The sequence below is a fragment of the Adlercreutzia agrestimuris genome, from assembly GCF_943193125.1.
In the GTDB taxonomy this organism is placed as follows: domain Bacteria; phylum Actinomycetota; class Coriobacteriia; order Coriobacteriales; family Eggerthellaceae; genus Xiamenia; species Xiamenia agrestimuris.
Map to the genome: position 1 here is coordinate 79,125 of NZ_CALPCX010000002.1, position 22,071 is coordinate 101,195.

The 22,071-nt window shown below is 49.8% G+C and carries 20 protein-coding genes; 18 read left to right on the forward strand and 2 right to left on the reverse strand.

Annotation, left to right across the window (positions count from 1 at the left end; genetic code table 11):
• Positions 1-13 precede the first annotated feature (13 nt).
• The 10 genes from alaS (at position 14) to efp (ending at position 11,160) form a co-directional block, all read left to right on the forward strand.
• On the forward strand, positions 14-2,656 hold the full coding sequence (alaS, locus tag NFR28_RS03540; protein WP_251178456.1) for an alanine--tRNA ligase: 2,643 nt from the start codon (positions 14-16) through the stop codon (positions 2,654-2,656).
• Between the two features lie 30 nt (positions 2,657-2,686).
• Positions 2,687-3,112: a Holliday junction resolvase RuvX gene (gene ruvX, locus NFR28_RS03545; RefSeq protein WP_251178457.1), complete on the forward strand. Its 426-nt coding sequence runs from the start codon at positions 2,687-2,689 to the stop codon at positions 3,110-3,112.
• Between the two features lie 80 nt (positions 3,113-3,192).
• On the forward strand, positions 3,193-4,359 hold the full coding sequence (mltG, locus tag NFR28_RS03550; protein WP_251178458.1) for an endolytic transglycosylase MltG: 1,167 nt from the start codon (positions 3,193-3,195) through the stop codon (positions 4,357-4,359).
• Positions 4,360-4,382: 23 nt separating this feature from the next.
• The gene (locus NFR28_RS03555) at positions 4,383-4,973 is read left to right on the forward strand and encodes a YqeG family HAD IIIA-type phosphatase (protein WP_251178459.1); all 591 of its coding nucleotides are present in this window, start codon (positions 4,383-4,385) and stop codon (positions 4,971-4,973) included.
• Entirely contained in the window at positions 4,970-5,905 is a 936-nt protein-coding gene (locus NFR28_RS03560) for a shikimate dehydrogenase family protein (protein WP_251178460.1), read from the forward strand. Before NFR28_RS03555 ends, NFR28_RS03560 begins: the two co-directional genes overlap by 4 nt.
• Positions 5,906-5,977: 72 nt before the next feature.
• A complete protein-coding gene (gene aroC / locus NFR28_RS03565; RefSeq protein ID WP_251178461.1) occupies positions 5,978-7,150 on the forward strand; it encodes a chorismate synthase in 1,173 nt (390 codons plus the stop codon).
• Entirely contained in the window at positions 7,150-7,692 is a 543-nt protein-coding gene (locus NFR28_RS03570) for a shikimate kinase (protein WP_251178462.1), read from the forward strand. The genes aroC and NFR28_RS03570 overlap by 1 nt, the downstream gene beginning before the upstream one ends.
• A complete protein-coding gene (gene aroB, locus NFR28_RS03575) occupies positions 7,674-8,771 on the forward strand; it encodes a 3-dehydroquinate synthase (RefSeq protein ID WP_251178463.1) in 1,098 nt (365 codons plus the stop codon). Before NFR28_RS03570 ends, aroB begins: the two co-directional genes overlap by 19 nt.
• 8 nt (positions 8,772-8,779) lie before the next feature.
• Entirely contained in the window at positions 8,780-10,489 is a 1,710-nt protein-coding gene (gene aroQ / locus NFR28_RS03585; RefSeq protein WP_338025900.1) for a type II 3-dehydroquinate dehydratase, read from the forward strand.
• 110 nt (positions 10,490-10,599) lie between these two features.
• A complete protein-coding gene (efp, locus tag NFR28_RS03590) occupies positions 10,600-11,160 on the forward strand; it encodes an elongation factor P (RefSeq protein ID WP_251178464.1) in 561 nt (186 codons plus the stop codon).
• Between the two features lie 380 nt (positions 11,161-11,540).
• Here efp and NFR28_RS03595 read toward each other — a convergent pair whose 3' ends face one another.
• Positions 11,541-11,843, reverse strand: coding sequence for a helix-turn-helix domain-containing protein (locus tag NFR28_RS03595; RefSeq protein WP_251178465.1), 303 nt, complete (start codon positions 11,841-11,843; stop codon positions 11,541-11,543).
• A 450-nt stretch (positions 11,844-12,293) separates the two neighbouring features.
• On the opposite strand from NFR28_RS03595, the gene accB reads away from it, so the two are divergent.
• From accB to dxs, 6 genes are read left to right on the forward strand one after another with little or no spacing between them, the layout of a single operon-like run.
• Positions 12,294-14,177, forward strand: coding sequence for an acetyl-CoA carboxylase biotin carboxyl carrier protein (gene accB, locus NFR28_RS03600; protein WP_251178466.1), 1,884 nt, complete (start codon positions 12,294-12,296; stop codon positions 14,175-14,177).
• A complete protein-coding gene (gene accC / locus NFR28_RS03605) occupies positions 14,177-15,529 on the forward strand; it encodes an acetyl-CoA carboxylase biotin carboxylase subunit (RefSeq protein WP_251178467.1) in 1,353 nt (450 codons plus the stop codon). The genes accB and accC overlap by 1 nt, the downstream gene beginning before the upstream one ends.
• Positions 15,526-15,873 (forward strand): Asp23/Gls24 family envelope stress response protein, encoded by a 348-nt coding sequence (locus NFR28_RS03610; RefSeq protein WP_251178468.1) that lies wholly within the window; start codon positions 15,526-15,528, stop codon positions 15,871-15,873. Before accC ends, NFR28_RS03610 begins: the two co-directional genes overlap by 4 nt.
• Before the next feature lie 23 nt (positions 15,874-15,896).
• The gene (gene nusB, locus NFR28_RS03615) at positions 15,897-16,442 is read left to right on the forward strand and encodes a transcription antitermination factor NusB (RefSeq protein ID WP_251178469.1); all 546 of its coding nucleotides are present in this window, start codon (positions 15,897-15,899) and stop codon (positions 16,440-16,442) included.
• The gene (locus tag NFR28_RS03620) at positions 16,432-16,701 is read left to right on the forward strand and encodes an exodeoxyribonuclease VII small subunit (protein ID WP_251178470.1); all 270 of its coding nucleotides are present in this window, start codon (positions 16,432-16,434) and stop codon (positions 16,699-16,701) included. The genes nusB and NFR28_RS03620 overlap by 11 nt, the downstream gene beginning before the upstream one ends.
• 1 nt (position 16,702) lies before the next feature.
• Complete coding sequence (gene dxs / locus NFR28_RS03625) at positions 16,703-18,601, forward strand: 1-deoxy-D-xylulose-5-phosphate synthase (RefSeq protein WP_251178471.1); 1,899 nt, start codon at positions 16,703-16,705, stop codon at positions 18,599-18,601.
• 13 nt (positions 18,602-18,614) lie between these two features.
• On the opposite strand, the gene NFR28_RS03630 is transcribed toward dxs, so the two are convergent.
• Positions 18,615-19,124: a GNAT family N-acetyltransferase gene (locus NFR28_RS03630; RefSeq protein WP_251178472.1), complete on the reverse strand. Its 510-nt coding sequence runs from the start codon at positions 19,122-19,124 to the stop codon at positions 18,615-18,617.
• Between the two features lie 166 nt (positions 19,125-19,290).
• On the opposite strand from NFR28_RS03630, the gene NFR28_RS03635 reads away from it, so the two are divergent.
• The gene (locus tag NFR28_RS03635) at positions 19,291-20,505 is read left to right on the forward strand and encodes an EAL domain-containing protein (RefSeq protein WP_251178473.1); all 1,215 of its coding nucleotides are present in this window, start codon (positions 19,291-19,293) and stop codon (positions 20,503-20,505) included.
• Positions 20,506-20,753: 248 nt separating this feature from the next.
• Complete coding sequence (locus tag NFR28_RS03640) at positions 20,754-22,025, forward strand: ammonium transporter (RefSeq protein WP_251178474.1); 1,272 nt, start codon at positions 20,754-20,756, stop codon at positions 22,023-22,025.
• Positions 22,026-22,071: the final 46 nt, after the last annotated feature.

Genomic DNA, 22,071 nt, shown 5'->3' on the forward strand with positions numbered 1-22,071 from the left:
GGAAAGAGCCCCAATGGAATACATGACAAGTGCTGAGATTCGCGAGAAGTATCTGAAGTTTTTTGAGGACAAGGGCTGTAAGCGTTGGCCTTCTTCTTCGCTGATCCCGGATGACCCTTCGCTGCTTTTGACCAGTGCTGGTATGGTGCAGTTCAAGCCATACTTTTTGCAACAAAAGCATTTGGAGGCGCCCTATATTGGCACGACTACTGCTCAGAAGTGTGTTCGCACGAACGACATTGACATTATTGGTACGACCGGCCGCCACTTAAGCTTTTTTGAAATGCTGGGCAATTTTAGCTTTGGCGAATATTTCAAGCATGAGATGTGTGCCTGGGCTTATGAGTTTTCAACCGAGGTATTAGGGCTTCCGAAAGAGCGTTTGTATTTCACCGTGTTTGAAGACGACGATGAAACTATTGAGATCTGGAAAGAGTTGGGTGTTCCTGAGAATCATATCTCTCGCTTGGGTGAAGATGACAATTTCTGGCGCGCTGGCCCAACCGGTCCGTGTGGTCCGTGTTCAGAAATCTATTTTGACCAGGGAGAAGACTTTGGCTGTGGCTCGCCTGATTGCGCGCCGGGGTGCGATTGCGATCGTTTCTTAGAGTTCTGGAATCTCGTATTTACCCAGTATGACGGCCAAGAAGATGGCACCCTTGCTCCGCTACCGAAGAAGAATATTGATACGGGCATGGGTCTTGAACGTATGGCTGCAATTATGCAGGGCGTGCAATCTAACTATGAGACTGATGTTTTGCGAAGCTTAGTAGGCGTTGGAGAGAAGCTGACAGGCAGGGTGTATGGTGATGATCCTACGGCGGATCTTTCATTGCGCATCATGGCTGATCACTCACGCGCGGTTACCTTTATGATAGCGGATGGCATTCTGCCTTCAAATGAGGGCCGCGGCTATGTTTTGCGCCGACTACTTCGTCGCGCTGTGATGAAAGGTCATCTGCTTGGATTGGATAAGCCATTCCTGAATGACTACGTAGACGAAATTGTTCGTCTGATGGGTGATGTATATCCCGAGATTGTAGAAAATCGCGAACTGGCTCGTCGCATCATCTTGTCAGAAGAGGAGCGTTTTGGCGCAAACCTTCGTCAGGGTCGTGCATTTTTAGATGAGGCTCTTGATGCACTTGAGGGCACGGTTCTTTCGGGTGAAGAAGCATTCACGTTGCATGATACCTATGGGTTCCCGGTAGAGGTAACCTCTGAGTTAGCTGGCGAACGTGGTATTAGCGTGGACATGGAAGGCTTTGAGCGTTCCATGGAAGAACAGCGCGAGCGTGCTCGTGCCGCAAATACGAAAGATGCTGAAGCTGCCTGGTCTACCTACGGTGGCGTCATGAGCGAGATTCTTGACGCACAAGGCGCTACGGAATTTGTCGGCTACACTGAAAATGCGTGTGATGCAAAGATCGTGGCTATTGTGGTTGATGGCGTACAGACAGATCTTATTGAAGCTGGTCAAGAAGGCAGAATAGTGCTGGACAAAACGCCGTTTTATGCAGAAAAAGGCGGACAGGTTGGAGACAGTGGTGTCCTTGAAACCGCTGCAGCATGTGCTCGCGTCAATGACACACAAGAGCCTGAGAAGGGCCTTATTGCTCATACGGTCGTTATGGAAAATGGCTCTTTGGCGGTTGGTCAAGAAGTCCATGCTTCCATTGACGTCATTCGTCGTGCGCGCATTTGCCGCAATCACTCTGCAACGCATATTTTGCATTGGGCACTTCGTAAGGTGCTTGGCGACCATGTGAAGCAGGCAGGCTCTTTGGTTGCCCCGAATCGCTTGCGTTTTGACTTTACGCACTATGAAGCCATGGCACCTGAGCAGATAGCTGAGGTTGAGCGTCTGGCAAACGAAAAGATCATGGAAAACCATACAGTTCGCGCATATGAAACTTCTCTAGCGGCTGCTCGTGAGGCGGGCGTTATGGCTTTGTTCGGAGAGAAATATGGCGAATATGTTCGCGTGCTTGATATGGAGGGCTTCTCCCAAGAGTTATGCGGCGGTACGCATGTAAGCGCAACAAGCGAAATTGGTCTGGTAAAGATTACCAGCGAGACAAGCGTTGGCGCTAACCTTCGCCGTATTGAGGCTGTGACCAGCTTTGATGCACTTGAGTATCTCAATCATGTTGAATCTGAACTCAAGAGCGTGGCAGACAAGCTGCATGTGCCCTTGTTTGATGCCGCAGATCGTTGTGCTGCAAACGTTGCGCAGCTCAAAGAGCTACAGACCAAGATGAAACGCAACCGCGAGGCAGCTGCTGCGGATGGTATGACTAAGGTGCTTGAGCAAGTGGTAGAGGCTAAAGGAGGCTACCCGCTGATTGTGGCGTCCGTTGGCCAGATGGACACCTCGCAGCTTCGTAATATGTGGGACGTCATCCGTTCGCGCATGAGCGCGCCTGGTGCAGTTGTCTTGGCTGCAACCAATTCGGATGCAGCACTGTTGCTTGCTGCGGGCACGCCTGAGGCGGTTGAGGCAGGCTTTAATGCAGGCACCATCATCAAGAGTATTGCCCCGTGCGTGAACGGCGGCGGCGGCGGCAAGCCCGAGATGGCCCAGGCGGGCGGCAAGAACGCTGCTGGCATTGATGAAGCGCTTGAGGCTGCTCGTTCGCTGTTGCTTAACGCGTAGTGTTGCAAGACGCAAGAGTGTCAAAGTAGCATGCGAGTACTAGCACTTGATATTGGCGAAGCGCGCGTAGGTATTGCGGTATCTGATCCGGGTCTGCGTGTTGCTTCGCCGGTTTGCGTGTTGCCGACCCAAGAAGTACTTGCTCAGGCAAGATCATGGAAGCGCGTGTTAGAAGACTGGGAGCCAGAGCTTTTGGTAAGCGGGTTGCCGAAATCACTTGATGGTGAAGAGGGGCAATGGGCAGCCACCATAAAGACATATGCGCAACAGATTGCTGACCAGGCAGAATTACCACTTACCTTTGTAGATGAGCGGCTTAGTTCATCGGAAGCGAAACGGATTTTGCGTGAAAAGGGATTGAGCGAACGTGACATGCGCGGCAAAGTGGATATGATAGCAGCCAGTCTATTCTTACAAACATGGCTTGATGCTCAAGCGCATCAGCAGACGTATTAATAAGTAGTGTGTGAGCGCTCAGAGGGGCGCGCACTAAGACGTGTAATGAGTACACACGAAACGAAAGGCCTTCGTACCTTATGGCACCTCGAAAGCAAGTTACCTATTCTGAACGTCCCACACATGCTACGCGCGCTGCGCACGCAAAAGGGGAGCGTCAGTTTAAAACTTATGACACCAGTCTCATTCGTCCGAAGCCTAGCAAAGCGCCCATGATTATTGCTCTGGTTATTGCGCTTGCAGTTTTAGGTGCAGTAATCTGGGGTTTCGTAACCATTGTGAATAGCTGTTCAGCTACACAAGTGGCATCGCTTCCTGCAGATCAAGAAGCAAGAATTGTGGTAGAAGAGGGCGAAGGTGCAGATGCAATAGGTGAGAAGCTGGCATCTGCAGGCCTTATTGCTCATGCGTCGGAATTTCGAAATCGTGTTAATGAGCTAGGGGTGGCAACGCAGCTCAAGCCGGGAACGTATACCATTGCTGGACAAACCAGCTTAGATGCTATTATTCGCACCTTAGAAGAGGGATCCGGAATGGATAATGCCTTGACGGTCCCTGAAGGTTCCACGCTTGCTGAAACCGCCGAAGCGGTGTCTGCAGTAACGCAAGGCCGTATCAGTGCTGAAGATTTTAAAGCAGCTGCTGCTGATGCAAGTGTGTATGCTGGCGACTATCCGTTTTTGCAGAGTGCGGGTACCAATTCTCTTGAGGGTTTTTTATTCCCGAAAACCTATGAGATTACCTCTGAGGCAAATGCTGACTCCGTCATTCGTTTAATGCTTGATCAGTTTGAAGCAGAGACCGCAAATTTGGATTGGTCGTTTCCTGAGTCGTATGGCTTGACGCTCTATGATGCAGTTAATTTGGCAAGCATCGTAGAGAAGGAATGCAATGACGATGATGCAGTTCGCGCTCAAGTGGCTGCAGTTTTCTATAATCGTCTTGCTGCCGATGGTGAGCCCAGCTATGGCAAACTTGAAAGTGATGCTACCACCGCCTATGAAGTTGGTCATGAGCCCTCTGCTGAAGAGGTTCATGCCGACACACCTTATTCAACCTACACCAATGCCGGTTTGCCTCCAACTCCTATTTGCTCACCCGGTTTAGCATGTTTGCAGGCGGTATGTGCTCCTGATCAAGAAGCGCTCAACAAGTATTATTTCTTCTATTTTGATACGGACGATAATGGTCAACCTGTTTGCCATTTCTCTGAAACCTACGAAGAGCATCAAGATGTAATCTCGTAAAAGGGCGGTTTCCTGGCGTGATTATGGCCATCAAAAACCAAGATCCATCGGGTAAAACAACATCCGACTCGTTCTTTTTGCCAGAGCGGTATTTTTCGCGACTCTCGCGCGTAGATATTGCGAAGGATTTACTTGACGCTCATTTGCTGTATGTGCTGTTAGATATTGATAACACTATTCTGCGACGCGATACACATGAAGTGCCGCGCGATATTGTGGCGTGGCTTGCGCGTGCAAAAGAGGCGGGTGTAAGTATCTGTCTTTTGTCGAATAACTGGCACGCAAACGTTCTTGAGCTTGCGCAAACACTTGATCTTCCCATTGTTGCAAAAGCGCTCAAACCACTACCTTTTGGCTATCTTCGAGCGCTTTCAAAGCTGGGGGCAAAGCGCAAGCAAACTGTTGTAATTGGAGATCAGCTTTTAACTGATGTGGCAGGAGCGCATCTTTTGGGAATGCGTGCGTATTTGTTGGCACCGCTCGTCGAGCAGGATCTCACCCATACGCTCCTTTTGCGAAACATTGAGCGTACACTTCTGAAAGACGCACAGCCTGAAGGCGGTATTGCTGCTCAATCGCTGCTAGAAGTACACGAACAAGGACGTGAATTATGAGCTCATTTGCTTCGCAAAACCTCTATTTGCTTGGACATCCTATCAGCCATTCAAAGTCGCCCGTTATGTACAACGCGGTATATGAAAAGCTGGGGCTTGCATGGCAGTATGGGTTGGCTGATGTGCCCACGAAAGCCGAGGCAGAAGCGTTTTTAGCTGCGCGAGATTTTCTTTCTCTTAACATTACGACGCCCTATAAACCGCAAGCCTTTGAAGCGGCAACAGCCAAAGCTGCTTCGGCAAAACTGGCGCTAGGCGCTAATGTGTTAGTGAACCACAATGACGAGCTGATTGCCTTTAACACTGATGGGCGCGGGTGTGTGGCTTATTTGGAACGAAGTGGCTTTTCGTTTTCGGGTGCGAAGGTTGTCGTGTGTGGAACCGGTCCAACCGCCTTGGCCATTTTGCATGAGTGTGCAGCTGCAGGAGCGGCACAAGTGACTTTGCTTGGGCGCAATAAAACGCGCACTCACGATATCTTGAATGCCTATGTTGAGCGTTTGCAAAACTTAGCTTATGCCACGATAGATCTACCGCCAGCGCAAGCGGGATATCGTTCGCTTCGCCAGATTTATAAAGAGCCAACCTTAAAGTTTGGCACCTATGAGTCATCAAAAAACGCTCTTTCGTCAGCCGATCTTATTATCAACGCAACCCCCTGTGGTATGCAAAAGGATGATGGAGCCCCTTTTGACACGGAGCTTTTGCGTGCAAATCAGGTGGTATTTGACTGCGTATATGGACATGGGGAAACAGCCCTTGTGGCAGGTGCGCGCAAGCATGACTGCGTGGCATATGATGGGGCAGGCATGTTAGTGGCTCAAGCGGTGGCCACCGTAGGAATTGTGTGCGACATTGCCGGAGTGAACCTCACGCTTTCCGACGACGAACTTTTTAACCTCATGGCAGCTGCTGCAGGGTTTGACGTGTAAGCGCTTGCGGTACAATACGCCCCGAACTAATGCACAAATTATTCAGCTTTCGTGACGGGGAGTGAACTGCGCATGCGCTATATAACTGCAGGTGAAAGTCATGGACCACAATTAACAGCCCTGGTTGATGGTGTACCAGCGGGACTTTCTGTATCCCAGGCAAGCATCAACACTGATCTGGCACGTCGTCAGGCGGGGTATGGGCGCGGCGGTCGCCAAACTATTGAAACAGACCAGGTAGAGATAGTTTCAGGTGTGCGTTTTGGTAGAACCTTGGGTTCTCCTATTGCGCTTGTCGTGAAAAACCGCGATTGGCAAAACTGGACTGACCGCATGGCAGTTGAGGGGAGCGCTCCGGCAGATTTAGTGCGTGAAGTCACCCCTCGCCCTGGACATGCTGATTTAGTTGGTGTTTTAAAAACAGCAACTGATGACTGTCGAGATGTTTTAGAGCGCGCAAGCGCTCGAGAGACGGCAGCGCGCGTGGCGGCTTCAGGTATTGCTAAGGAGTTTCTTGCTGAACTTGGCGTGGAGATTGTCTCTTATGTAACCAGTATTGGATCGGCCGCTATGAAAGAAACCGATCCGTTGGTGCAGGCTGCACAATATGAACCACTTGCCATTGAAACAAGTGAAGTTCGCTGTCCTGATCCTGAGGCAACTCAAGCTATGAAGCGCGCTATTGATCGCGCAAAAAAGTCGGGTGAAAGCCTTGGTGGGACATTTCGTGTTGTGGTGCGCGGTCTGTTGCCCGGCCTTGGAAGCTATGCAACTGGCCCTGAGCGTTTGACCTCGCAATTAGGTGCTGCGCTCTTTTCTATTCCGGCTATCAAAGGCGTTGAATTTGGTTTGGGATTTGAGGCATCGCGCCGTGAGGGTTCAAAGGTGCACGACCCCATTGAGCTTGATCCGCATTTTGGCTTTGTGCGTACATCAAATAACGCAGGTGGCTTAGAGGGTGGTATGACAACAGGTATGCCGCTGATTGTTAGTGCAGCCATGAAGCCTATCCCCACACTCATGACACCGCTTAATACAGTCAACATTGACACACTTGAAGTTGAAGCTGCCTCTAAAGAACGTAGTGACACTTGTGCGGTGCCAGCGTGTGCTGTAGTGGCTGAGGGTGAAGTTGCTTTTGTGCTTGCAAATGCCTATCTAGAGAAATTCGGCTGCGACAATATGGTGGATATCCGCGCGGCTATTGAGTCATATAAGCAACGTCTCAAGACAGTGTCACGCTAATGGAAATATATCAATTAACGCGCCCGGTTTTTTTCGTCGGGTTTATGGGCGCTGGCAAAACATCGGTCTCGCGTAAACTTGCGCGCAAGTTTGGTTTGGCGGCCGTGGATATGGATACCTATATTGAGCGACGTGAAGGTCGCAAGGTAAAAGAGATTTTCGCTCAAGAAGGCGAAGACGCTTTTCGCGATATTGAGCAGGCGGTACTCGTTGAGCTTTCAGAGATGGATCCGTTGCTTGTTTCATGCGGCGGTGGTGTGATTGGCCGACCTGAGAATCGCGAAATACTCAAACGTGCTGGATTTGTTGTCCATTTGCGCATTTCTGCTGATGAAGCACGAAGTCGAATAGGAGACCTTTCCACGCGACCGCTTTTCAATGACATAGAGAATGCGCGCGATTTAGCTGAGAGTAGGATGCCACTTTATGACGAGGTGGCAGATGTGGTTGTTGACACTGCCGGACGCGGGGTGTCAGCAATTGCCTATGAAGTGCGCGATGTACTGGAAAGAGAAGGTGTGTTATGCCGGCAACAAAGGTAGTGGTAAACATTCCCGATGAGGTGCCATATGATGTGCGCATTGGACAGAATATTGTAGGCAGACTTGGTCAGGATCTCCGAAAGCTCGAGAGATTTGCCGCTCTTGAACAACTGTTGGTAATTACTGACGACAACGTGGCGCCACTCTATCTTGCTTCGGTGAAAGAGGCGCTCAGTGGTGCTGGCTTTAAGGTAAGTGATTTGTCGGTTCATGCGGGCGAAGAAGCAAAATCGCTTGACGTTGCCAAAGAGATTTATGAAGCCATGGCAATGCTGAAACTGGGTAGAGATTGCGCAGTTGTTGCACTTGGCGGTGGAGTTGTGGGTGATCTTGCTGGCTTTGTAGGATCAACCTATATGCGCGGCGTTGAGGTGGTGCAGGTTCCCACGACGCTGCTGGCTATGGTTGACTCATCAGTTGGCGGCAAAACCGGTGTGAACTTGCACGCAGGCAAAAACCTTGTAGGTACGTTTAATCAGCCAGCATATGTATGTGCTGATACCACTACGCTTTTGACCCTTGATGAGCGAGAGTGGGCATGTGGATGTGCCGAAATTGCTAAATCAGCAGTCATTGATTCGGACGACTTCTTTTTCTGGCTTACCGATGCTGCGCAGGCGCTTGCCAGCAGAGACATGGCCGCTACTGAGGAAGCTATTGCTCGTTCAGTGGTGTTTAAGGCTGACGTTGTAGCACAGGACAAAACAGAGTCATGCGGTATTCGCGAATGCCTCAACTATGGTCATACCCTTGGTCATGCGCTTGAAAAGTTAGCGGGTTATGGCACGTACTCTCACGGGGCATGTGTTGCTGAAGGCATGCGTTTTGCGGCGCGCCTTGGTCAGCGTTTAGTGGATACGCCTCAAGAACTGGTTGATGCGCAAGATGCGCTCTTAGATGCACTTGGTTTACCGCGTTTGGCATGCTCTTTTGAGCCAGAGGCTATTCTTGAAGCCATGAAGCGCGACAAAAAAGCACGTCACGGACAGGTGCGCTTTGTGCTCCCGCGTGATGTGGGCGATTGGGTGCTTATGGATGTTGATGACGAAGTTATCCTTGAGCAGCTGCAAGACTGGTAGGAGGAGACATGAAAAAACTCCTGTTGATAAATGGTCCAAATTTGGACATGCTTGGCGTTCGCGAGCCGGGCGTGTATGGGAGCCAAACGCTTGCAGACTTGGAAAAACTTGTGAAAGATTACGGAGCCCAATGCGGCGTTGAGGTTGATGCAATCCAGTCAAATAGCGAAGGTGATTTGGTAGAAGCCATTCATGATGCACGACTTCGCTATGACGGAATCATATACAACCCGGGTGCTCACACGCACTATTCCTATGCGTTGCGCGATGCGCTTGGTGGCATTGATGTGCCATGCGTTGAAGTGCACATTTCTGACGTGGAGAGCCGTGAGGCGTTTCGGCATATTTCGGTCATTGCGCCCGTTTGTGTTGCGCAGATCAAAGGGCGCGGCTTTCAAGGGTATTGCGATGCTCTTGACGTGCTCTGCAAGGGTGCACACGAGCGCCTTGGCGAAAACTACAAGGACTTTACTTGCGCAAACGGCCTCGTGATTCGCCCTTTTGATGGGTTGGGCGGCATGGATGCACCCGCCCAAGATGCGCTAGCTGATCAGGAAGGGCATCAAGCGGTTGTGCCCTGGGCGGTCGATACTTCCCGTGTGCGCGCTGCGCGGTTGCGCAAGAGGCTGAGCGAAGATCAACTTGCGGCTTTTTCGGTTCGGGACACCGCAAATATTATGTGGCTTTGTGCCTTTGATGGGGTGTTTGACGACGAATCGGCGCACGCACTTTTTGTGAGCAATGTAGCCGATCAGCACCTCATTTTGCATACGGATTCTCGCTACAGTGAAGCTGCTCGTGTGGCAGCTGCGCATGAGGGATTTGTGCAAGTCAATGACGAACGCTCTTTGCATGCGGCATTTGTCAAGCAAGCTTGGAGTGATCTGGTAGAGGCGAATCCTGAGTTGAGTGCGGGAGCACTTGGCATTGAAGATGGCATAGCGCTCAAAGAATATCGCCAGCTTGAGACAGCATTTGCGTCTGAGCCTGTAGTCTTTGCTGAGACTGATGAGGTAGTGTGTAAGCTGCGCGCGGTCAAGGATCCCCAAGAGATTGAGCGCATGCGCGCCGCGCAACGCATTACCGATGCAGCGTTTGCGCATATTGTAGGTTTCATGCGTCCTGGCATGACTGAGCGTGATGTACAGATTGAACTTGAGGAGTATCTGTTGCGTCATGGAGCAGATGACCTGGCGTTTTCCTCAATTGTTGCATGTGGTGCAAATGGTGCAAATCCGCATGCAGTCCCAGGCCAGACGCGTCTTGAGGCGGGTCAGTGTGTAGTTTTGGACTTCGGCGCGAAAGCGGCTGGCTACTGTTCAGACATGACGCGAACAGTTTTTTTGGGCGAACCCTCGCAACAATTGCGTGATGCATATAACGCCATTCGTTGTGCTAATGAGCAAGTTGAGGCAGCGCTTCGTCCTGGTGTAACAGGACGCGCAATGCATGAGTTGGCTGAGCGTGTGCTTGCAGATGCGGGGTTTGCTCACAAAATGGGGCATGGGTTAGGTCATGGCGTAGGCCTTGAAATCCATGAGCTTCCGGTACTCTCTCCGCGAAACGAGATGCCGCTTGAAGTTGGAAACGTGGTTACGGTTGAGCCGGGAGTGTATATTTCGGGACAGTTTGGGATGCGTCTAGAAGATTTTGGTGTCGTGACCGAGGACGGGTTCGACGTGTTCACTGAATCAACCCATGATATGATCGTGCTTTAGTAGCGTACACGTATAGCGCACACATGAATTCGTGCTATACTAGTCCAGTTTGACGCAGATGGCGGCTCGCTTTTCGTACGCGGAGCCGCGGACGAAAGGATAACGAGAACATGGCTATCTCTACCGCCGATTTTCGTAATGGCATGTGCATTGAGTACAACGGCAAGCTTTGCACAATTGTTGAGTTTCAGCATGTAAAGCCTGGCAAAGGTGGCGCTTTTGTGCGCACTAAACTGAGGGACATTAAGACTGGTCGCGTTGTTGATTACACCTTCAACTCGGGTACCAAGTTTGACTCGGTGCGCCTGGAGACCAAAAAGATGCAGTACCTGTACAACGATGGTGCTGACTTCAACTTCATGGACAACGACACCTATGAGCAGTTGGCAATTTCTGCTGACGTGATTGGTGATGCTGCGAAATGGCTCAAAGAAAATGATGAAGCAAGCTTGCTGTATGCAGGTGATGAGCTCATCAGCATTGAGCCGCAGATGTTCGTTGAGCTTGAGGTTACCCATACCGAGCCGGGCTTTAAGGGTGATACTGCTACCAACACTACTAAGCCGGCAACGCTTGAAACCGGTGTTGAGGTGCAAGTTCCCACGTTTGTTGAAATTGGCGACGTGTTGCAAATTGACACGCGCGACGGCCGTGTAATCAAGCGCGTCTAAGACGTTTTGAAGCATTGAACTGTTCAGCCTCGCAAGGGGCAACGCGGATTACTGTGAGCAGTTCATGAGAAACACCAATACTGCATTGTGAAAGAGGCACCGGTATCACATCGATGCCTCTTATTTTGGAGGTTTGGCAGGAAAAGTGCCCGATTATGTGGATTGGGCTTCAAAATGGCTGGAAAAGTTGTCGATTAGGTGGGTCACCTTCCAAAAACCACCTAATCGGGCACATTCCCTGCCAAAGTTTGCCAAAAACCACCAAAAATTAGTTCATCGCTGTAACAAAAAAACGGCCAGTTTCGTCACTCTTGCCAGGCTGCACCACTCTTATCGAGCTTCGTCACTCTTGCCAGGCTTTGCCATCGCATCCTATGAACTTAGGAGCGAAAGAAGTGGGGAAATGGGACGTGTTGTGGCTGGGGTTCGGGATATTTCTCAAGTGTGCATTCGTCGAAAGGAAGCAGCCGCATTGGGTCTATTCCGAGTGCGCGTGAGATGCGAACGATCTCATCGAAGCCACAAGGCACAAGTCCGCATTCAATGTCTGAAATGCGCGCATGACCTGATCCGATCATGCTGCCGAGTTGTTGCTGGGTGATATTTTGATGCTCGCGTTCACGGCGAACGCTGTGACCAAAGACCATGCACATTTGCTGGAGAAGCGGATCATTTTTGAGCATGATCGCTTTTTTCTTTGATATGTGCTTTGCTTGGGTCATACAATTAGCATATGCGCATCGCGAATAAGCCTTGTAGTCTAGAGACTACAATCGCGAGCAGGACTGCTACTTTCGCGAAAAGAGGCGCTTGGTTTTCGCATCAGGTTGCCAATTAATCAATAAAGTGGCTGATTAAAGAGCAAAAATATAGCAAAAACAGCTCAAGGTATTTATCGGTTTGCCATGTGATACTTGGTGTTTAAACGAGAAAAAATCGGCGAAAATAAGCGGATCCCTTTCAGCCTTTACCACAAATGAAAAACTCTGCCGTCCGCCCGTGTAAGCGTGGCTTTTCTCGGCGAAATGACAATGTTTGCAACCAAGCGTGACGCGTTTGTTTATAATTTTGGATTCAAGTGTAATAGCTTGGTTCTTTGACGTATCGAACAGCAGAAAAGGAGGTGTGAGTTCATGCCAAGACTTCAAATCATGGATACCACCATCCGCGACGGACAGCAAAGCCTGTGGGCAACGCGCATGCAGGTGGGAGACATGCTGCCAATCCTGCCAAAAATGGATCGCGTCGGATATTGGGCAATTGAGGCCTGGGGCGGCGCCACGTTCGACACGTGCTTGCGCTTCTTGGACGAAAACCCCTGGGAACGCCTGCGTTCAATTAAGGCACAAACTCCCAACACTCCGCTTGCAATGCTCTCACGTGGACAAAACCTCGTCGGCTACAAGCACTATTCTCGTGACATTTGCAACCGCTTTATCAAAGCAGCAAAGCGTAATGGTATTCACGTATTTCGTGTGTTCGACGCTTTGAACGACATCCGAAACGTGGTTGACAATGCTGAGGCAATTCGTGAATGTGGTGGGCATTTTGAAGGTGCAATTTCTTACACAATGTCACCGGTGCATACACTGGATAGCTTTTTGGAATATGGCCAGCAGCTGAAAGATCTTGGTGCTGATTCCATTTGCATCAAGGACATGGCTGGCATGTTGACGCCGTATCGTACCGAGCGCATGGTGAAGGCTTTTAATGCCGAAATCGGTTTGCCTGTTCATATCCACTGCCATTATGTTGGTGGTATGGCTCCGGCTAACATTCTGAAGGCTGCCGAAGCCGGCGCTGCAATTGCTGACACCGCTTCAGCGCCATTGGCGTTTGGTAACTCGCACCCAGCTGTTGAGATGATCGTTGCTGCATTGCAAGAGAGTCGCTATGACACTGGTCTTGACCTGGATCTTCTGTTTGAGATTGCAGAGTACTGGGAAGAGATGCGCAAGCGCGGCCACTACAAGCGCGGCGTATCATCGCTTATCCACATGCAAGTCTATTCGCATCAGGTGCCGGGCGGCATGATGTCAAACCTCATTTCGCAGCTTGAGGTACAAAATGCTCGCGATCGCCTTCCTGAAGTAATGCGCGAGATTCCTAAAGTTCGCGCTGAGGTGGGTTATCCGCCTTTGGTAACGCCGCTGTCTCAAATTGTCGGCACGCAAGCTGTTTTCAACGTTTTAACTGGCAAACGTTGGAGCGTTGTGTCCAAAGAAATGAAAGACTACATCTGCGGTTACTACGGCAAAGCTCCTGGTCGTATGGATAAAGAGATTGTGGCTAAGGTTGTCGGCAATTCAGAAATGTTGCCGCCAGACGTAGCACCAGGTTCATTGGTAACCACTACATATGATCAAGTTGCTGAAGAAATTGGGGACTTGGCTCAAAGTGAAGAAGACGTACTTATGTATGCGCTCTTCCCGAACGAAGCGCGTACATTCCTGAGCAAGCATCGCACGTCAGAAACGGTTGACTTCCTTATGGAACAGGAGTCAAGCAGCGTCAAGGAGGACGATTACGTGGACATCAATCAGATTCGCGAACTGGTTCGCGTCGCCGAAGAAAGTGGTGTTGGCGAAATTGTAGTAGAAGAAGAAGGCATGCGTATTGCGGTTCGCATGCCGGGTACGAGTGAGGCAGTTGCGGTTCCACAGGTGGTTCCTGCAGCGCAAACTCTCCCGGTTCAGCCGCAGCAGGCACAAGCGCAGGAAGCTCCGGCAAATGATCGACCGGCAAATTGGTATGCTGTAACAGCGCCAATGGTTGGTACCTTCTATACTTCACCTGCCCCGGGCGAACCGCCGTTTGTCAAGGTGGGAGATGAGGTTGCTGCAAATCAGACGTTGTGTATCGTTGAGGCTATGAAGCTTATGAACGAAATTACGGCTGAAGAGATGGGGACTGTTCGCGAGGTGTGCCTTGAGGATGCAACACCAGTTGAGTTTGGTACCGTTCTCTTCTATGTCGAGCCGCATGGCGCCCCGGCCCCGGCTCCGGAGACAGCATAATGTTTAATAAAATTTTAATTGCAAATAGAGGCGAAGTTGCGTTGCGCATTATGCGCGCTTGCAAGGAGCTTGGCGTCAAAACCGTTGCGGTCTATTCAACCGAAGATGCCAACACTTATCCGGTGCAATATGCTGATGAAGCTGTATGCATAGGACCTGCGCAAGCCAATAAAAGCTATCTTGTTATGGCTAATATTATTGAGGCAGCAAAAAATACAGGCGCTGAAGCAATCCATCCGGGCTACGGCTTCTTGGCAGAAAATGCTGATTTTGCGCGCATGTGCGAAGAAAACGATCTCGTTTTTATCGGCCCTTCTGCTGAATGTATTGAGCGCATGGGTGACAAATCATCAGCGCGTGAGACTATGAAGTCATGCGGTGTTCCTACTGTGCCTGGCTCTGATGGTTGCATTGATACTGCAGAAGAAGCCAAAGCGTTTGCTGATTCAGTGGGATACCCTGTACTCATTAAAGCAACTGCGGGCGGCGGCGGCAAAGGCATGCGTGAGGTTCATGCTCCTGAAGAGCTGGAAGCACAATACCAAGCTGCACGTACTGAAGCGGGAGCTGCCTTTGGTAATGATGGTGTTTACCTTGAAAAACTTGTGTTGCGCCCTCGCCACGTTGAGGTGCAAGTGCTTGCTGATAACTTCGGCAACAATATTGCATTGTGTGAACGCGATTGCTCAATTCAGCGTCGCCATCAGAAGTTGATCGAAGAGGCACCTTCACCTGCGTTGACCGATGAATTGCGTCGCGCTATGGGCGTTGCTGCCATCAAGGCTGTTCGTGCTGTTGACTATAAAAACGCAGGCACCATTGAGTTTTTGCTTGATTCGGACGGCAAGTTCTACTTCATGGAAATGAATACACGCGTGCAAGTTGAGCATCCCGTAACCGAAGAGATCACTGGCACTGACATAATTAAAGAGCAGCTGCGTATCGCCTCTGGTGAACCAATGAGCTGTGCTGATCGCGCTCCGTTTACCCCCGAGGGTCACGCTATTGAGTTCCGTATTAACGCGGAAGACCCTGAGCACGGATTCCGTCCGTGCCCTGGTACGATCACGCGTTTTGAGCCGCCAGCAGGACCGGGTGTGCGCGTTGAGAGTTACATTCGTTCAGGCTCAAAGATTTCGCCGTATTACGATTCTTTGGTAGCAAAAGTTATTGTGCATGGCCAAGATCGCGAAGAGGCAATTGCACGTGGCAAGCGAGCCTTGGACGAGTTCATAATTGAAGGTATTGCAACAACTATCCCATTTCATCGTCGTGTGCTTGAAAATGCGGTATTTTGTTCAGGAGATGCTCGAACGGACTTTATCGAAACCCAGATGGGAGACGTATTATGAGTGAACTGAATTTCGATGGCATGGCAGTTGCACCTGGTGTAGTTGAAACCATTGTTTCGCTGGCAACCCAAGAGGTTGAAGGAGTGGCGGCAGTGGGAAGCGCTACTGCAAACCCCATTCGTTCAGTGTTGGGTGCTAAGCCATCAACGCAAGGTGTTGAAGTAAGTGTTGACGAAGATAGCAAGCTCAACATTTCAGTACGCGTTGAAGTGCTGTATGGATATGCGTTACCTACAGTTGCTGCAAACATCCGCAAAGCAATTGCTGATGCGGTAAAGAGTCAGGTTGGCGTGAGCGTAAATGTGGTTGATGTGTACATCGACGCCATTCAGTTCGCTCGCTAAGGCGTGAAAGTAAAAGGGACGTTATGGCTTCTAAACGCCACGAAAGAACACGCGCTCGACGCAGCGCTTTACAAGTGTTATATACCGGTGAGATTTGCAATGAGTCGCCTACTCAATTGGCTGAAAGTGGTCAAGTGCTTGATGAGGTAGACGAACTGAGCGATTACGCCATGATGCTCATTCGTGGATGCGAATCTCACCAGGTTACTATTGATAAACATCTAACAACTACCTCGGAGAATTGGTCGCTGTCGCGCATGCCTATCATAGACCGTTCAATTTTGCGCTTAGCGGTTTTTGAGATGATGTTTGTTGATGATGTGCCGGTTTCAGTTGCCATTAATGAGGCGGTTGAACTGGCAAAAGACTTTGGCGCTGAAGACGAATCACCCCGATTTGTTAACGGTATTTTAGGTCGCATTTCTCAAAGCCTTGCCGAGGAAGTTGGTAAAGAGGCTCCTACGGCTGAAGAACTTGCTCAAGCCGATGAGCTTGCTACCGAAGATCTTGCTGTCAAGGCTGATCCCGCTGACGCTAACCTCTCCACGGGGGTTTGCGATGGCGAATGAGACCTATGACAACTTCGAGACCCTAAAGGCTCGACTTGATGAAATTGTGGAAGCGGTAGCCGATGACGAGTTACCGCTTGATGATGCTTTAACCCTCTACGAAGAGGCGGTTTCTCTCGGTCTTCGTGCTACGGATTTGCTTGAAGAGAATATTTCCGAGGCAGACGAAGCTGTTGAGCAACTTGAACAACCAGCTGGTGAGCAAGCGGTTGATGAGCAGCCAGCATCAGAGATGACCACATCAAACGAAGGTCAATAATATGAAAGATCAACAGCGTATCCTCGACATGGTCACAACGCCAGCCGATCTTAAGGTGCTTACCGATGAAGAGCTCGGAATTCTGGCGCAGGAAATTCGCGAAGAAATAATCACCGTCACCTCTGAAACAGGAGGGCACGTTGCTTCTTCGCTGGGCGCTGTTGAAATCATTTTGGCGGTGCATTCACTCATTGATTCTCCCAAGGATAAACTCGTTTTTGACGTGGGACATCAGTCATATGCACACAAGTTAATTACGGGACGTCTTGATGAATTCGCAACGTTGCGCACCTACGGTGGCTTATCGGGCTTCCCTAAGCCAGAAGAAAGTCCTTATGATGTGCATCCTTCTGGTCATGCCTCCGATTCGCTTTCCATTGCAATGGGTCTTGCCGAGGCACGCGATATTCGTCACGGGGATGAAAAGATTGTTGCAGTTATTGGAGATGCCGCCCTTGCAGGCGGTATGGCATTTGAGGCGCTGAATCAAATTGGACAATCTCAGACGCCGATGGTGATCATTCTCAACGATAACGAGATGTCCATATCGCGCAACGTCGGTGCCCTCATGAAGCACCTGGGGTACATGCGTGCATCAGCGCAATATCGCTGTGCGCGTGATACCTTCCAGGAGCGACTGGAAAGCTCAGGGCCCTTTGGCAATGCGCTTGCCAATTTCGGCCGCAATATGAAAGACTCGTTTAAGCATATGGCCATTCCGCACACCATGCTCTTTGAGCAGCTTGGAATTATGTGCACGGCTCCCATTGATGGTCATGATATTGGTTTGTTAAAAGAAACACTTTCGGTTGTTTTAGATGCCGGCGTTCCAGCGCTTGTGCATGTAGTTACTCGTAAAGGTGCAGGTTATGCGCCTGCAGTAGCTAATCCAGAGAAGTTTCATGGTATTGGGCCTTTCGATATTGATTCGGGCCAAGCAAAGAAGAAGCCCTCAGGAGCTCCTACCTATACAAGCGTATTTGGCAAAGCTTTAGTAGACGAAGCGGCAAAGGATTCACGTATTGTTGCTTTGACTGCAGCCATGAAAGGTGGCACAGGGCTCGATCAATTTGCGCAAGCCTATCCTGAGCGGTTTATTGACGTGGGCATTGCCGAAGAGCACGGTGTAGCCTCAGCAGCCGGCTTGGCGCTTGGGGGAATGAAGCCAGTTGTAGCCATCTATTCCACGTTCTTGCAGCGAGCCATTGACCAGATGATCATCAATTGCGCCCTCCCTGATTTGGATGTGGTGTTTGCAATTGACCGCGCCGGAGTGGTGGGCGAAGATGGTCCAACGCATCATGGTATGTTTGATTTGGTATACACCCGCATGGTGCCGCATATGCGCGTGCTCACTCCTTCAAACGAAGAAGAGCTCGTAAACGCGCTCCATACGGCGCTTCATAAGGGTGGCCCATTCGCCATTCGTTATCCGCGTGGCGAAGCTGAAGGTGTGCCAGTTCCTGAAGAGCCTGTTGTTCTAGAAGAGGGCGTATCTCGATTAGTGCGAGAGGGCAAAGATGTGGCAATTCTTGCGTTTGGCCGCATGGTTTCAAAGGCCGAAGACGCAGCGGAAATTCTGTCTTTGCATGGTATTGAAGCGCGTGTGGTGGATATGCGCTGGGTAAAGCCTCTTGATATTGATGCTATTAAAGCGGCTGCACAACTTGATCTGGTGGTGACAGTTGAAGGTGGCGTTGTTGATGGTGGCGCAGGAGAGGGCGTGCTTGGCGAAATGGCTCAAGCGGGCGTTATGGCGCCCACGCTGGTGCTTGGTATTGACGATACTTTTGTACAGCAGGGTGCTCCAGCGAAACTCTTAGACGAGCTTGAACTTGATGGTAAGAGCATCGCCAAGGCAATACAGAACCGCCTCAAAGAGATTCGCAGCGCAAAGTAGAAGCCGAGATGAGCTAATTAACCGGGCGCTCCATGATGTAGTCGTCCATGATAAACCCTTCGCCAATATCAGTTTCAACGGCGTCAATTACCTCAAACCCTGTTCCTTTGTATGCGCGAACTCCCAGTTCATTGTGCTTGTTGACCGTAAGATACATGGCACTGAGACCACGCGTGTGACACAGCTTGTTGTAAAAGTTGACAGTTGCGCGTGCATATCCTTTGCCACGTGCATCTGAACGAAGGTAGATTTTTGAGATGAAGAAGCGATTTGTCTCTGGTTCTTCATGTCCTCCGGTATATCCAACACGGTTGCCGGCATCGTCAATCAAAAACCAGTATTCGTAGGCGTTTTCGCTCATATCGCGAACAAAGGCTTCAAGGCTCTGAAAATTCTCGATCATGTAATTGGTTTGTGCTTCGCCAATGATTGCCGGCCAATACTCATGCCAAATCTCATATGCCATCGTGGCAAGGTCTTCAATTTCATCTGGTCGGGTAACCGGCTCAAAACTTACAGACATGGATACCCCTTCTCTCAAAAATTTATAACTAATATAATCATCTATTCTATCACCATTGATACTTCTGCTACGGAGAGCACAAAGATCAGTTGTGTTTTTATGTCATGCGTATTTGCGCTATGATGAAATCATCGGCTCATTGGCTATCTTGAGAGTGGGGAAGGGCATGTTGGACTTAGAAGACACATACGAGTCAGACTGTTTGGTGTCTGCGCAGGATACCACTTGTGATCTTGATGTTGAGCGGGCGGTATTTGTGTGTGTTGATGAGTTGGTTGATGACGGAGATGTCCCTGCCGCTGCTTCTAAGCTTGCCGATTTGCGTAATGCGCTTCATGCCGATGTGGCTCGGGTAACTACGCTTTCTGATGGGACGGCACGTTTTGTCTGTGAATGGCTTGCCCCGTCAGATGTGTTGAATGGTATAGCGGACGAAAGTCTTGGCGGTGAACCCCTGGCCACGCTTGAGTCGCGTTTTGATGATCCGGCGTGCAAGCTTTATAAAGGGGCGCAAGCACTTGTTGCGGATATGGGTTTGAAAGCGCATGGTATAACAGCTGAACTGCCAGCAGAGCATTCTGATTTTGAACGAGCTTTAGAGCGTGAGATTGAAAGCAGAATGCGCGAAGCACTTGAGTCTGAAGAATTCGTCATCCATTTACAACCGAAGCTTGATCTTCGCAAAGATGAAATCGTGGGAGCTGAAGCGCTCGTACGCTGGTTTGATCCACGCGTGGGTATGAGGCTGCCGAATGCATTTGTACCTCTTTTTGAGAAGAATGGCTTCATTGTTGATTTGGATCTCTTTGTATTCGAGCAGGTTTGCGCGTTGCTGCATTCGTGGTCAGTTGCGGGCGTGAATCCCGTGGTGCTTTCAGTGAATTTGTCGCGTCAGCATTTGCTTGACCCAAACTTTCCGGAGCCCTTTAATGAAATACGAGACCTCTATGGTGTTTCGTCTTTTTATATCGAATTTGAGTTGTCAGAAACACTCGCATTTGAAAATCCCATTGCTTTTATTGATCTCATAGATCGCATTCACCGTGCAGGGTATGCCTGTTCAATAGATCATTTTGGGGGCGGGCATTCGTCAATTAATATGTTAAAAGACCTTGAGGTTGATGTACTGAAGTTGGACAAGACATTCTTTGGCGGATCATATGTCGAGACAGGTCGTGAAGCTGATGTGGTTTCAACTGTCATTGACCTTGCGCGTCGGTTAAATATGAGAACTGTTGCTGAAGGTGTAGAAACACCAGGTCAACGCAAGTTCTTGGAAGAAGTTGGATGCGATACAATCCAAGGATTTTTGGTTTCTGCGCCCGTACCAGTGCCTGAGTTTGAGCGCATGCTTTTCGGAACTGAACTAACGCAAAGGTAAGCTTGCGCACCATCAGCAAGCGCACGTTTAGAGTGCTCTCAGGAGTTCTTTCTCAAAGCAAATAACTCACTTTATTTCGGACAAGTAAAAACAAAACGTCATGGATGTTAAAAGTCGTTTTACATCGCGTTAATAACGACACCCTTTTCTCGTTGCCGTTTTCACGCGTGGCATGATGATGCTGTACTCATTCATGAAGAGGCGTCAAAACGCTTCTTCAAAAGAAGCCTGCGAGGAAAGGAAGCATCATGTATGACTCTGGTTCAACAGCGTTCATGTTGGTATGCACTATGCTTGTGTTACTTATGACGCCCGGTTTAGCGTTTTTCTATGGCGGCTTAACTCGCAGAAAGAATGTCCTTAACACCATGATTATGGTGTTTGTGGTTATAGGTGTGGTTGGGGTGTCTTGGGTTGTTGCAGGTTGGTCTTTTGCTTATGGCGGCGATGGAACCCTTGCGTTTTTTGGAGGGTTTGACCAAATCGGATGTATGAACGTAATGAGAGACTTGCTTACCGAGACTGAAGCAGCTGATGGTGCGGTTTATCCATCAATCATCAATATCGCATTTCAGATGGCATTTGCCATGATAACCACGGCAATTATTACCGGCGCGGTAGCTGGGCGTATGAAGTTTGGTGCAATGGTTGCCTTTATGGTCCCTTGGGTATTGGTTGTGTATGCTCCGCTGGCACATATGGTTTGGGGAGGCGAAGGCAGTCTTATTGGTGAGATGATCGGTGCGCTTGATTTTGCAGGCGGCGATGTTGTCCATATTTCCTCCGGCCTGACTGGTCTTATCTTGTGCATCATGATGGGCAGACGCAAGGGGTTTGGCATGATGAGTTACCGACCTCACAATGTTCCATTTGTGGCTCTTGGTGCAACTTTGCTTTGGTTTGGGTGGTTTGGGTTTAATGCTGGTTCAGAGTTTGCTGCGGATGGTATAGCGGCTTTGGCGCTGCTCAATACGGTGGTTGCGTCTGCTTCCGGGCTCTTGTGTTGGATGCTTGTGGAGCGAATTGTGGCAGGTAAGGCCACGCTTGTGGGTGCTGCAACGGGCTTGGTTGCGGGTTTGGTCGCCATCACGCCTGCTGCGGGCTTTGTTGAGCCATGGTCTGCAATAGCTATGGGCTTTTTGGTGACGCCATGCTGCTATTTCGCCATTTCCTTTTGCAAGAGGAAGTTTGGCTACGATGACGCCCTAGATGCATTTGGCTGCCATACGGTGGGTGGTATTGTTGGAGGTATCTTGACCGGAGTGTTTTGTGTGCCTGAGCTGTCTTGGACAGATTTTGGCGGCTTGCTTTACACGGGCGATTTTTCGCTTCTGGGAAGCCAGATTGCAGGCATCGTGGTCACCATCGCTTTTGTGATAATTCTAGATGTTGTTATTGGTTTGATTGTTACCGCATGTTTTAAGGGTAGCTTGCGCGTGAGTGATGCCGATGAGGCGCAAGGTCTTGATGTGGCAACTCATGGAGAGAGTGCCTATCCGGCATTTGTGGGGCTTGACTAGTGGGTTTGATTACAAAACACGCTGCGTATACCTGTCATTTTTTGCA